The organism is Virgibacillus senegalensis (genome assembly GCF_000821245.2).
Taxonomy (GTDB): Bacteria; Bacillota; Bacilli; order Bacillales; family Amphibacillaceae; genus Sediminibacillus; species Sediminibacillus senegalensis.
Window position 1 is genome coordinate 1,054,428 of the sequence record NZ_LN611424.1, and the last position, 11,904, is coordinate 1,066,331.

Annotated in this window: 13 protein-coding genes; 10 read left to right on the forward strand and 3 right to left on the reverse strand. The window is 39.0% G+C overall.

Annotated features, from left to right (window positions below; genetic code table 11):
* Positions 1–74: 74 nt before the first annotated feature.
* The 3 genes from BN1067_RS09225 (at position 75) to BN1067_RS19855 (ending at position 3,209) form a co-directional block, all read left to right on the forward strand.
* Positions 75–683: a hypothetical protein gene (locus tag BN1067_RS09225; protein WP_053218579.1), complete on the forward strand. Its 609-nt coding sequence runs from the start codon at positions 75–77 to the stop codon at positions 681–683.
* Positions 673–2,544 (forward strand): motility associated factor glycosyltransferase family protein, encoded by a 1,872-nt coding sequence (locus BN1067_RS09230; RefSeq protein ID WP_053218580.1) that lies wholly within the window; start codon positions 673–675, stop codon positions 2,542–2,544. The genes BN1067_RS09225 and BN1067_RS09230 overlap by 11 nt, the downstream gene beginning before the upstream one ends.
* A gap of 371 nt (positions 2,545–2,915) precedes the next feature.
* A complete protein-coding gene (locus tag BN1067_RS19855) occupies positions 2,916–3,209 on the forward strand; it encodes a TylF/MycF/NovP-related O-methyltransferase (RefSeq protein WP_267893609.1) in 294 nt (97 codons plus the stop codon).
* Positions 3,210–3,384: 175 nt separating this feature from the next.
* Here BN1067_RS19855 and BN1067_RS09240 read toward each other — a convergent pair whose 3' ends face one another.
* Genes BN1067_RS09240 through neuB form a run of 3 tightly spaced genes read right to left on the reverse strand, consistent with a single transcriptional unit; the run spans position 3,385 to position 6,265 of the window.
* Complete coding sequence (locus BN1067_RS09240) at positions 3,385–4,074, reverse strand: acylneuraminate cytidylyltransferase family protein (protein ID WP_053218581.1); 690 nt, start codon at positions 4,072–4,074, stop codon at positions 3,385–3,387.
* 2 nt (positions 4,075–4,076) lie between these two features.
* On the reverse strand, positions 4,077–5,222 hold the full coding sequence (gene neuC / locus BN1067_RS09245; RefSeq protein WP_026570969.1) for a UDP-N-acetylglucosamine 2-epimerase: 1,146 nt from the start codon (positions 5,220–5,222) through the stop codon (positions 4,077–4,079).
* A complete protein-coding gene (gene neuB / locus BN1067_RS09250; RefSeq protein ID WP_026570968.1) occupies positions 5,222–6,265 on the reverse strand; it encodes an N-acetylneuraminate synthase in 1,044 nt (347 codons plus the stop codon). The genes neuC and neuB overlap by 1 nt, the downstream gene beginning before the upstream one ends.
* A 273-nt stretch (positions 6,266–6,538) precedes the next feature.
* Here neuB and BN1067_RS09255 point away from each other — a divergent pair, with 273 nt between their 5' ends.
* From BN1067_RS09255 to BN1067_RS09285, 7 genes are all read left to right on the forward strand, one after another.
* A complete protein-coding gene (locus tag BN1067_RS09255) occupies positions 6,539–7,600 on the forward strand; it encodes an NAD(P)/FAD-dependent oxidoreductase (protein ID WP_053218582.1) in 1,062 nt (353 codons plus the stop codon).
* 127 nt (positions 7,601–7,727) lie between these two features.
* Positions 7,728–8,105 carry a flagellar protein FlaG gene (flaG, locus tag BN1067_RS09260; protein ID WP_026570966.1) on the forward strand — a complete coding sequence of 126 codons (378 nt, stop codon included), beginning with the start codon at positions 7,728–7,730 and terminating at the stop codon, positions 8,103–8,105.
* Positions 8,106–8,119: 14 nt separating this feature from the next.
* Complete coding sequence (locus tag BN1067_RS09265; RefSeq protein WP_234400660.1) at positions 8,120–9,631, forward strand: flagellar hook-associated protein 2; 1,512 nt, start codon at positions 8,120–8,122, stop codon at positions 9,629–9,631.
* 26 nt (positions 9,632–9,657) lie between these two features.
* Positions 9,658–10,059, forward strand: coding sequence for a flagellar export chaperone FliS (fliS, locus tag BN1067_RS09270; protein WP_053218583.1), 402 nt, complete (start codon positions 9,658–9,660; stop codon positions 10,057–10,059).
* A complete protein-coding gene (locus BN1067_RS09275) occupies positions 10,056–10,412 on the forward strand; it encodes a flagellar protein FliT (protein ID WP_035427022.1) in 357 nt (118 codons plus the stop codon). The genes fliS and BN1067_RS09275 overlap by 4 nt, the downstream gene beginning before the upstream one ends.
* A 188-nt stretch (positions 10,413–10,600) precedes the next feature.
* A complete protein-coding gene (gene hpf / locus BN1067_RS09280) occupies positions 10,601–11,173 on the forward strand; it encodes a ribosome hibernation-promoting factor, HPF/YfiA family (protein ID WP_053218584.1) in 573 nt (190 codons plus the stop codon).
* Positions 11,174–11,530: 357 nt separating this feature from the next.
* Positions 11,531–11,767, forward strand: coding sequence for a hypothetical protein (locus BN1067_RS09285; RefSeq protein WP_053218585.1), 237 nt, complete (start codon positions 11,531–11,533; stop codon positions 11,765–11,767).
* Positions 11,768–11,904: the final 137 nt, after the last annotated feature.

An 11,904-nucleotide genomic window follows, 5' to 3' on the forward strand; every position in this document is an offset into this window, starting at 1 on the left:
AATTACCCTTGATAGTTGTCGATTTTTACCGATATAAATAGTATAATTACCTAAGTTTATGGGAGGTTTATTAGGTGCTTCTTACAATTAACGACAATTCATTTGAATTTGAGAATAAATTATCCGCTGTTGAATCCATCATTAAGAAAATTGAAAACGAAGTTTCTGATTCAAATCAGTTCTTTAGTCACTTAATAATTGATGATGAGGAAATTTTTGATCAGTTTGAACTGAGAATTGAGGAAGACATCGCTTCTATCCAAGAGGTGAAGGTTGTCCTTAAGTCCATTAAGCAATTCGTGAACGATTGCCTTATCACAAAAGAAGATTATTTAACAGGAGCTATTCCTGAATTGGAAATTTTAATAGATGAATTATACCAGGGACCAACTAATGAATCCTGGGAAAAGCTTGGGCAACTTTTAGAAGGCTTGCAATGGTTGAATCAGCTCATCGATACCATTGACAAAGGTTCGCATCACCCGGGAAATTGGGATGCCTATCTCCGATTGCATGCTACATTAGTTGCTGAGTTTTCCTCATTAGAACAGGCAATAAATACGCAGGATCACATTCTTATTGCTGATATCCTTCAATATGAGGTACTGGCCGTATTGAATTCATTGAAAACCGAAACAACAACAACGATTGACCGGGAAGGGACAAGAAGTAATGTTAATTGAAAACATTAACTATTTAAGAAAGCACTATCGGCAAATAAGAGACTATTTCAAAGAAAATGAAGAAATGTTATTAGAAGAACCTATTGAAATGGTTCAATCTAAAACAGGAATACCGACTCTTCAAGTGCATACCGAAAGTGGTTCATTGCTACTCCATAGTAAATATAACCCTGAACAAGAAGCTGAGCGTCTCGTTCAAAAATACAAAGATGAGATGGACCAATACCAACATGTGTTATTCTACGGAGTGGGATTAGGCTACCATGTGGAAGCATTCTTGAAAGAGTTTCCAAATATTTCTTTTTCATTGTATGAACCAAGCCCCGCTATCTTTTATCATTATCTATCTACTAAGCGATTAGAAAGTCTACCTGTAAAACAGTTGACCAACCTATACTTGGAGACCTCGTCCAGGACTAGTCTGAAAAGCCTCGTCCATCATACTAACGAATTGAACGGGAATATGCTGCTGGTACCTTTGCCAAGTTATGAGCGAGTATTTAAAGAATCCTATCAAACCTTTTTGAAGCAATTTAAAAAAAGCATGCAAAACAAAAAGTTCTCGTTTCATACAAACTTAGCATTTGAAAAACGCTGGACGGTCAATAGTATGAAAAATTTTCCTAAAGTCATCAAAACACCGAACATTCTTCACAAAAAAAATGAGGGCATCTTTAAAGATAATCCAGTGATTATCGTTTCTGCTGGTCCCTCGTTAAATGATGAACTGGAAAATCTAAAATATATTAAACAAAACCGTCTAGCTTATATTTTTGCGGTAGGCTCAGCAAACAAAACACTAATCAAACATGGCATAATTCCCGATGCCGTTTGCTCCTACGACCCTAAAGCGGTGAATTATTTGGTAGTCGAAGAAATTAAAACAAATAAAATCGACATTCCTCTTATTTTTGGCAGTAGTGTAGGTTTTGAAACTCTTGAGAACTATCCTGGGCCTAAGATTCATTTTATTACAAGCCAGGATACGGTTTCAGGATACTATTTGGATGAAGACCGTTCGGATTATTTTATTGTCGATGATGCACCTTCTATTGCCATTATCACCTTCCAGATTCTTTCCAGACTAAAGGCAAGTACAGTTATTCTGGTCGGGCAAAATCTGGCATACAGGGATAACCGTTTTTATTCATCTGGGATTGAGTATGAGGGAAGGAGTACTTCGGTTTCTAAAAGCGATCTGGATAAAGCAATGACCGTAAAAGATGTTCAGGGAAAAGAAGTTTTAACCAATGAAAGCTTTTTGCGCATGAAATCAGTACTGGAATATTATATTTCAAAGTCCAAAATGAACGTGATTAATACAACAAAAGGCGGGGCTGCCATCTCTGGCACAATTTTTGAAAGCCTTGAGGAAGTAATTAATCAAAAGTTGACGAATGCTGTGGTGGATGAGAAGTGGTATCACGATCTTAACTATTTTTATAATGTGGAAAATATTTGGAAAAGACAATCGGACATGGATAAAGCCAGGGACGAAATTGGAAATATAATGGATGGACTGACGACCAGGCTCCGACAAATTGAATATTTAACAGACAGGAAGCAATCCAAGGAACTTGAAAAAGAATTCGTCGGTTTAGACAAAGAATTTAAAAAGCTTAGAAAAAATATCTATTATCGGACTTTTTTACATCCCATGCTGCGAGTTCCCTTTGAATTTACTGAAAAAAAGGTAAAAAATGTAAAGTTCGAACATAATCAGATAGTAAAAGGGACAACCATTGTTAGAGCTTATAGCCGATTCATTTATGAATGCAAAAAAACTTTAAACCAGACGTTACCTTTTTATCAAGAGCTCGAAAGTACAACAGCTAAAGAATCAGTCAAAGGAGAATACTAGATGATACAACTACCTGACTTTGACAAAAGTTTTGACTATGAGGATGACTTTTATTTATCGTGTGATCCTTCCAGGGTCTCAAAAATCCTCGCACACTATGAATTATAAAAAAAGTCTTGAACAGCCTGGGAGCAATTGTGGAATATGGGGTGTTTAAAGGTGCTTCATTGGCCAGATTTGCTATGTTTCGGGAGTTGTTTGAAAATTCCTTTTCTAAAAAAAATCGGATTTGATGCATTTGGGAAATTTCCCAATACTGATTTCTCGGAAGATAAAGAATTAAGACAACATTTTATTGACGTAGCGGGCCGGGAAGGAATATCCAAAAAGCAACTGTATGACGTTTTGGAAAATAAAGGGTAAATAATCAAATTAAATTAATGGAAGGGGACATTTCACAAACAGTTCCAGAATACTTAAATAAGAATCCCCATTTGAAGATATCTTTGCTGAACTTAGATACTGATATTTATGAACCAGCGGTTACAATTTTAGAAAATTTATACCCACGAATCTCTATCGGAGGGATACTGATTGTAGATGATTACGGGGTTTTTGCAGGTGAAACTAAAGCTGTCGATAACTTTTTCAAAGATAAAAATATTCAAATCAACAAGTTTCCATTTGCAAAGACTCCAAGTTTTATTATCAAAAAAGAGGGATAGTCTTCGTTAAAATGATTGTTCCCTTAGTATTCTCTATAGCTAAAAAGTGCTGAAAGTCAAGTATGATAAATGTAAAGGGTGATGATTATTAGTTACATAATCATCACCCTTTATTGTCAGCCGGACTCAAAGGAAATCCCATGGCCGATCAGTGAAATTCAGGAGAAAAAAATCCTCATACTTTAACTCTTCTCAAGAGTTCTTCAATATCGCTCTGTTTATCTATATCCAAATCATACTTCTCGTCCATGATATAGCCTATTTCGTTATCATTCAGACTGGTCTGATTAGATAAGGAGGAGATCTTATTAATGTAAATAGCACCATTTACTTTATAAACATCGGGGAAATCCTGACGTCTTAGGGTACTGTTTATATTTAGGACGTTTTTTAACCGGCCTTCCGAGCTTATCGTTCTCATTAAAACGGGATGTTCAACTACTTTACTAATGCTGACAAGGCCATTTTGACCATTTTCAATAATTTTCAAAGCTGCTTCATCAATATGCCAACTTTTCCGTAAAGGCTGGGTGGGTTGCAGGATAACAACGTAACTATATTCCTTATACCGGTTTCTTTGCTCATTAATGACATGCATGACAGCATCGATTGTTTTCGAATGATCACCGGCAAGTTCAGGCGGTCTAAGGAAAGGGACACTTGCCCCAAGTTTGATGGACACATCGGCAATATCCTGGTCGTCGGTAGAGACAATAACATCATCGATAGCTTCAGATGTTAAAGCCTCTTCGATTGTGTACTGAATAAGTGGTTTCCTATTAACAAATGTCAGGTTTTTTCTCGGTATTCCCTTGCTTCCGCCGCGGGCAGGAATCACTGCTAAGAAAGTTTTTCCATTAAGCATGTTTACACCTCATTACTAGAAGCATCAATAAATTTCTTTTGGATAGAGACGCTCCATATAGTGTCACTTTCCAAAAGCTTAATGAACTGCTTGTGGCTATTTCCTTCGCCATAATCTACTTGCCTGTTTTGCCTGCCATTTATGGAAGCAATAGCATGTAGTATATCTTCACTATTTTCCTTTACGGAAATTATTGAACCGCCCTGTTTAGTGGCATCATATCTTCCGTTTTGTCTATTTCCGATATCAATAGAGGGTATGCCGTAAATGCCAGTTTCTCTAATCCCAGTACTAGAATTGCCAATTAAAAATCTTGAATTTTTAAGTAAAGTCAAAAAATATTCGAAACGCATAGAGGGATACAATTTGATTTTTGGATTTTCTTCAAATTGTTGATACATATCTAAGATTTTTTGGTTGCCTTCATCATTGTTCGGGTATATTACCACATAATTATGGTTGGATTGTACTACTGCCTCGACAACTTGTTTAATATTGTGTTCCAATTGTTCCAACTCAGTAGTGACGGGGTGATAAATCAGAATAGCATATGAATCAAAAGGAAGCTCGTATCTTTGTTTTACTTCGTTCAAATCGGGCAAGTCTTCTGACAACATGATGTCTATATCGGGTGATCCAATGATGAAAATAGTATCCTCTTTTTCGCCGAGTTGTATGACCCTTCTCTTAGCTTCCTGATTACTTACAAGATGTATGTGTGAAAATTTGGTTATGGCATGTCTGATCGATTCGTCAATCGTACCTGAAATCTCGCCGCCCTCGATATGGATAACCCGTATATTATTGAATCCACCTACTATAGCTCCTGCTAGTGCTTCAAGTCTGTCTCCGTGAATCACTATCATGTCCGGCTGGAGTTCGTGAACATAGTTACTTAAACCCAATATGGTATTACTTAACGTAATATCCATTTGACCTTGTCCTGTTTGGTTTATATACTGATGGATGTTTTTGAAATTATCTTTTTTTATTTCCTGCCAAGTAGAACCATACTTAGATAACATGTGCATCCCGGTGACAAAAACAAACAATTCAAAGCTATCACTCAATTCAACTTCCTTCATAAGTGATTTCAATTTACCATAGTCTGCTCTTGTTCCCGTGATGAATAATACTTTTTTTTTCATTAAAGAACGTCACTCCAACTTAGATGCTCATCTTTTTCAATAGTCCTTGCTGATTTCCTGCCAATCAACCGATTATAATCCTCTGCTTTGATTTCGCCTGTTCCAGGTCTTTTAACCCAAATGTTATCTTTTGTGATTGTATCCCCGGATGCTATTTTTTTGGTGCTCACCACTGTGGCAAACGCAAAGTCGACTGTCACTTTTTCTTCTGCCGCTGCTTCTTTTTTGCCACCTCGCATTTTGGATATCTCTTTACTGCCGCTTATGAGTTGTTCTAATTCTTGAGGATCCATTGAACAAACTATATCCGGCCCTTTTCTAGCTTTACTATCGGTGAAATGTCTTTCCAGTATACTGGCCCCTAAGCCGGTAGCGGCTAAGCAAGCATTGTTATTAAGTGTATGATCGGACAACCCGACAACGGCATTAGGGAATTCCTTTATTAATTCTTTCATTGCCCCCAATCGAACTAACTCAGGGGGGGTAGGATATACATTCGTACAGTGAAGTAAAGCATATTGTATTTGATGCTTTTCTAAAATATCGACCGTTTTTCTTACGGCCTCGATGTCATTCATACCTGTCGAAACAATCATAGGTTTTCCAAAAGAGGCAATATGTTCAATCAAAGGATAATTATTACATTCACCAGAACCAATTTTATATGCCTTTACTTGCATTTTTTCAAGCCTGTTTGCTGCTGCCCTTGAAAAAGGGGTGCTCAGGAAAATCATTCCTTTGGCTTCAACATAATTTTTGAGTTCCATTTCTTCCTTTTCATTAAGTGCACACCTATCCATTACATCATAAATCGATACATCTGTATTGCCGGGAATGACACTCTTGGCAGCTTTGCTCATTTCATCTTCCACAATATGAGTTTGATGTTTAATTACTTCTGCACCAGATTTAAAAGCTGCATCAACCATTTGTTTTGCAGTAGTCAAACTGCCTTCATGGTTGATACCGATTTCTGCTATTACTAAAGGTTCATAGGCATAACCAATTTTTCTATCACCTATTTGTAAAACGGGGTTATTCATTTAGGGGTCCTCCAATAAGATGATTTAATCTATCTACTATAATTATCGGGTGAAATCAAGGAAATTTTAAATCAAGGAATCCTATTATACTATGTTTAGGAGAGTAAATAAATATTACTATTTTTATTAGAGAGAGATTCAAGTTTGGGATTTTTGTTTAGACTCTAGTCATTCGACAGCTTTTTTGATAATCTTTAAAGTGGGAAACCTTGTAAGCGTTTTTCACTATAAATACGCGACAAGCTAGTCAACTAGATTAGAAGGGGTTAAGGTATGAGGAGATTAGTGATACTTGGCGGCGGCTACGGAGGGGTTAAAATTCTGAATAAACTTTTGGATGGTGGATTACCTGGAGATGTCCATATTACGTTAATCGACAGGAATCCTTACCATTCGTTGAAAACAGAATTTTATGCAATAGCTGCCGGGACAAAAGCAGACAGGGAAGTAAGAATGGAGTTTCCAGAGCATGGGCAGGTTGATTATGTGTATGGAGAGATTGAAAAAATCGACGTGGACGATAAGCAGATTCTTGTCCAAGGGGTGACGGAAGCTGTCCCATACCATTATTTGGTGATCGGGTTGGGCTGTGAAGACAATTACCATGGCATTGAAGGAGCAGCGGAGTTTACCGAAAGCGTGCAGACCATTTCACGGGCCAGACATGGAAGTGTCGCAGTCGGCGACTTAAAAGCATATGGTAAGGTTGCCATCGTGGGTGCCGGTTTAAGCGGTATTGAGGTAGCATCCGAAATCAGGGAAAGCCGGCCGGACTTGAACGTAAGGTTGCTCGATCGCGGGGAAACGGTGTTGAGTGCGTTCAATTCGAAAATCCAAAATTACGTGGAAGAATGGTTTGCCAAAAATGACGTCGAAGTCATTCACAAGGCAAATGTCGAATATGTCGAAAAAGACGGTGTATGCAACAATGGGGTTTGCTTTGTGAATGATGTTACAATTTGGACTGCAGGTGTACAGCCAAATTATTTGGTCCGGGAGCTTCCATTCTCGAAGGACCGACAGAATAAGATAGTGCTAAATGATTATTATCAGGTTCCTTCTCATCCGACGGTATATGTTGTGGGGGACTGTGCTTCTTCTGTGCATTCGCCCAGTGCACAGCTGGCTGGACAACAGGGGGAACAAATAGCGGATGTACTGCTTGCATTGTTAAACGACAATGCGCCGGAACAGCCGAAAGAAATCAAGTTAAAAGGAGCTTTAGGCTCATTGGGCAAATCGGACGGTTTCGGGAACATGCTGCAGCAGCCGGTGACAGGATTGTTGCCTCGTCTGGCCAAATCGGGTGTGCTGTGGCTGAACAAACGACACTAGCATTCAGTATTGGTGAACGGATAGGAGATGTCCTATCCGTTTTTATATATTTTTCGGATGAACCTTTACTTTTTAAATGTCTTGCCGATATAAAAAGAAACTACATAGAATAGGAGTGGCTTTTGCCATGAACGTTGGGAAGATTTTATCTGGATCCCAACTCCTGCAAAAGACTGAACAACTTGAGTTTTCTACAACTGCAAGAGAAAGATCCATTAATGAACCTGTTAGTGAACAAACTGATTTTGAAGTAATTAATGGTGCGTATAAAGAAGAAAATGAAAAAAATCAAGTCCAAAACACTATCGACGCACTGAATGAATTTTTAGAGCCGACTCATACTGGTCTCAAGTTTGAATTGCATGACAAGCTTGAAAAGTATTATGTAACAGTGATAGACACGGATACAAAGGAAGTAATCAAGGAAATACCACCGAAAAAGCTTCTTGATGTCTATGCTGCAATGGCTGAATTCATGGGATTTATTGTCGATGAAAAGATTTAAAGGCTGGTGAAAAAATGGTAAACAATGTAAATAGTATGCGAATTGGCGGTTTGGCTTCCGGGATGGACATCGATCAACTAGTCAATGATTTAATGGAAGCTGAGCGTATCCCGCTGCAAAAGATGGAGCAAGACAAAACGTGGACAACTTGGCAGCGCGATGCTTACAGGGATGTAAACAAAAGTTTATCTGAATTAGATGATCTGGTTCAGAAAATGAAATATCAAAAAGTCTATAGTACCAGACAGGCTTCCTCGTCACAAGAAAGTGCAGTATCAGCCACGGCAGCTGCCTCAGCTTCAAATGGAACCTATAACATTGAAGTGACTCAGTTGGCAGAGGCTGCAGTGAATGTCAGTACCCAAGGGATTTCTGGAGGAACTGAAAAGATAAATCCGTTCGGCAAACTATCTGAGCAGAATTTTACCGGCGGTGTTACAGTACCTAGTACGATGAAATTCACCACATATGAAAATGGAGAAGGAACAGAATACGAAATTGACATTACAGAAAACGATACATTAAATAGTGTGTTGACGAAGATTACAAACCAAGATAACGGAGTACGTGCTTTTTATGACGTACAAGCGGATAAAGTCGTAATGGAGCGAACAGAAGCAGGTGTACATAATGAAGGAGGCCCGGAAATCGATTTCAGCGCAGACACCTCCGGGTTTTTTACAGGCACCTTGCAGCTTGGTCAGGAGAAGGCTGCGCAAGATGCAGAATTCATATACAATGGCGCTATTACGTTGAAGTCCAAAACAAACTCAACGACTCTAAACGGCGTGACATTTAACTTCAATGACACAACAAATGGTTCCGCCAATATAACCGTCAGTAATGACGTAGATGCCTCAGTAGAAAAAATAATGAAGTTCGTGGATAAGTACAATGAAGTGATTGAAAAGGTAAACGGAAGCCTAAGTGAAGAAAAATACCGGGATTATAAACCATTGACCGATGCTCAAAAGCAAGACATGTCTGAAAAAGAAATTGAGTTGTGGGAAGAAAAAGCGAAGAGTGGATTACTAAAAGGTGATTCAATACTTTCCTCGGGAATTTTCAATATGCGGCAGGACTGGTATTCGGAAATTGACAATGGCAGTGAGTACTCTCATTTATCAGAGATAGGCATTGAAACCTCTCCGAATTACTTGGATGGAGGGAAGTTAATCGTAACCGAAGGTAAACTGCGTGAAGCACTTCAGAGTGATCCTGATTCTGTTTATCAGTTGTTTTCCAATGATGTGGAAGGTGATGGTCGTGGCATAATCAACCGACTGGATGATTCGATTAATTCCACAGTGAAGAGAATCGAAGAACGTGCTGGTAAAGGTTACCACACATTGGAACAATATACACTCGGAAAGCAGTTGAAGGATGTTGATAGCAGAATTGACCGTTTTCAAGATCGATTGACCCAAATCGAAGACCGATACTGGAGCCAGTTTACTGCGATGGAGAAAGCAATTCAAAGAATGAATGAACAATCTTCTTATTTGATGCAACAATTTAATGGATAATATGTTATGGGGAGTGTTTTACACAAATGTCAATGCAACAGCAATACCAGGCGTATAAAAATAATTCCGTGACAACCGCTTCGCCAGGGGAATTGACGCTGATGCTATATAACGGATGCCTCAAGTTCACAAAACAGGCAGTCAAGGATATTGAAGCAGGAAACCATGAACAAAAAAACATCAATATACAAAAGGCTCAAAAAATCATTCAGGAATTAATGGTCACTCTTGATCAAAAAGCCGAAATTTCCAAGGAAATCCTGCCTATTTATGATTATATAAATCGTCGGCTTATGGAAGCGAACATAAATAGCGATAAGGAAATCGTGGAAGAAGTTATGGGCTTGGTGGAAGAGTTCCGTGATACTTGGAAGGAAGTCATCAAACTAAATAGACAAAAACAATATGGCCGGGGAGCCCAAGCATGAAGAACCGGATCCAGCCTCTTTATGATATTACCCTGGAACTAAGCGAGAAATTAAAAGGAGAAATTCCAGCAGACCAGCGTGAAGAGACCATTTCAGAGATTAATAGAGTCCTCGAACACAGAGACACTTTGATAGAAGGAATTGCATCACCTTATTCCGAGGAAGAAATGGAAACCGGGCGCGCTTTACTGCCGATAAACCGGGAAGTTCATGACAGCCTGAAACAGTTACTGATGAGGTTGCGAACAGAAATGAAAACAGTCAAAAAGCAAAAAAACTCTAACCATAAATATACTAATCCTTATAAACAATTAGCGAACTATGATGGCATGTTTTTAGATCAAAAGAAGTGAAAGAGAGGCGTTTCGACGCCTTTTTTTTATTGGATAAATCCTGTAAAACGGGGTTGGATTAGGAGTGGAGGATGTCTTTTCCTTTACCTTTTCGACACATATTCGACAAAATATTTCTTTGTTTAGGGAGGAATTGGACAGGGTATTGTGGAATAATAAATACATAAGGTTAAAAAGGAGGCACTTACATGAAATTCAACATTCGTGGTGAGAATCTAGAAGTGACTGAATCCATCAGCAGTTATGTGGAAAAGAAGATCTGTAAGCTAGAACGGTATTTTGAAAAACCGCCAACATCCGATGTATATGTGAATCTAGGTGTCTATAATGATGAGCAGGTAATCGAAGTAACCATCCCGATGACCAATTTGCTGTTGCGTGCAGAGGAACGACACAGCGACTTATATGCTGCCATCGACCTTGTAGTAGATAAATTAGAACGGCAAATCCGTAAATATAAAACAAAAGTAAACCGGAAATCCCGGCAAAACGGCGCCCCTAAACATGTTTTCGCAGAATTGGAACAGGAGGCGTTGGAAAGCCAGCTGAACCAGGAAGAAATGGAAGAAGATGCGGGCGTCGAAATCGTCCGTACCAAGCGATTCAATTTGAAGCCGATGGATTCGGAGGAAGCAGTCCTGCAAATGGATATGCTCGGTCACGCTTTCTATGTATTCACTAACGCTGTAACAGGTGATACGAATGTTGTTTATCGTCGCCGTGATGGCCGCTATGGCTTGATTGAACCTAATGAAGCTTAACGGCAACCGCTTATCTTGATTGTAACGCAGGAGTATGAAGTCTCGATAAAGCCCCGATTAAATTACTGTAAAGAAACGATCCGGCTGATTTTGATTGGCCGGATCTTCATTTGACATTTTTCTTGCAAACTTGAAGTTTGAGGATAAATATACCTATCAAAATACAAAAATCCCCTGGGCAAACGTAACGTTTCAGGGGTTTTGTGTATGAATTTGTAAAAAACGCTCATTCGTCAGAATTCCTTCCCTATGATATAACATACTTAACACGGGAACAGGCTCTCTCTAAAGTAAAACCATTTTCCGAACAGTCTGCTTCCCGTACATATTTCTACATCCTCAAGGGAGGGAGCGCAATTGGCAGTCAGCCGTTGCAAGCAATGCGAAGAACAGAAAAATACGTTAAGGCAACACGAAGATACGATCACCCAGCTGTTGGAGATTATCGCTGTTACCAACCGGAAGCTGGCAGAATTGGAAGAAAAGCATTTCAAGCTTGAAAAGGACTCCTTCTTTCAGCATCAAGCTCCCCGCTTCACCGTGCCTCCCCAAGCCTCGCACGTTTCCTCTATGCTCCCTCGCCTGAATAAGTAGCCCGTCCCTCCGGGCTGCTTATTTTTATTTAAAAAAAGGAAACCACTCTTATCTATTCGTGTTCACCGGCGCTTTCTTGTCATCGAACACCGCTAGTGTTATTATAAAGTTTGGACTAACCTATTTCTTACAGATTT

Coding starts and splice junctions, on each gene's coding strand:
- BN1067_RS09230 (WP_053218580.1), top strand. CDS start 673: ATGTTAATTGAAAACATTAACTATTTAAGAAAGCACTATCGGCAAATA.
- BN1067_RS09240 (WP_053218581.1), bottom strand. CDS start 4,074: ATGCTTAATGGAAAAACTTTCTTAGCAGTGATTCCTGCCCGCGGCGGA.
- neuC (WP_026570969.1), bottom strand. CDS start 5,222: ATGAAAAAAAAAGTATTATTCATCACGGGAACAAGAGCAGACTATGGT.
- neuB (WP_026570968.1), bottom strand. CDS start 6,265: ATGAATAACCCCGTTTTACAAATAGGTGATAGAAAAATTGGTTATGCC.
- BN1067_RS09255 (WP_053218582.1), top strand. CDS start 6,539: ATGAGGAGATTAGTGATACTTGGCGGCGGCTACGGAGGGGTTAAAATT.
- flaG (WP_026570966.1), top strand. CDS start 7,728: ATGAACGTTGGGAAGATTTTATCTGGATCCCAACTCCTGCAAAAGACT.
- BN1067_RS09265 (WP_234400660.1), top strand. CDS start 8,120: ATGGTAAACAATGTAAATAGTATGCGAATTGGCGGTTTGGCTTCCGGG.
- fliS (WP_053218583.1), top strand. CDS start 9,658: ATGTCAATGCAACAGCAATACCAGGCGTATAAAAATAATTCCGTGACA.
- BN1067_RS09275 (WP_035427022.1), top strand. CDS start 10,056: ATGAAGAACCGGATCCAGCCTCTTTATGATATTACCCTGGAACTAAGC.
- hpf (WP_053218584.1), top strand. CDS start 10,601: ATGAAATTCAACATTCGTGGTGAGAATCTAGAAGTGACTGAATCCATC.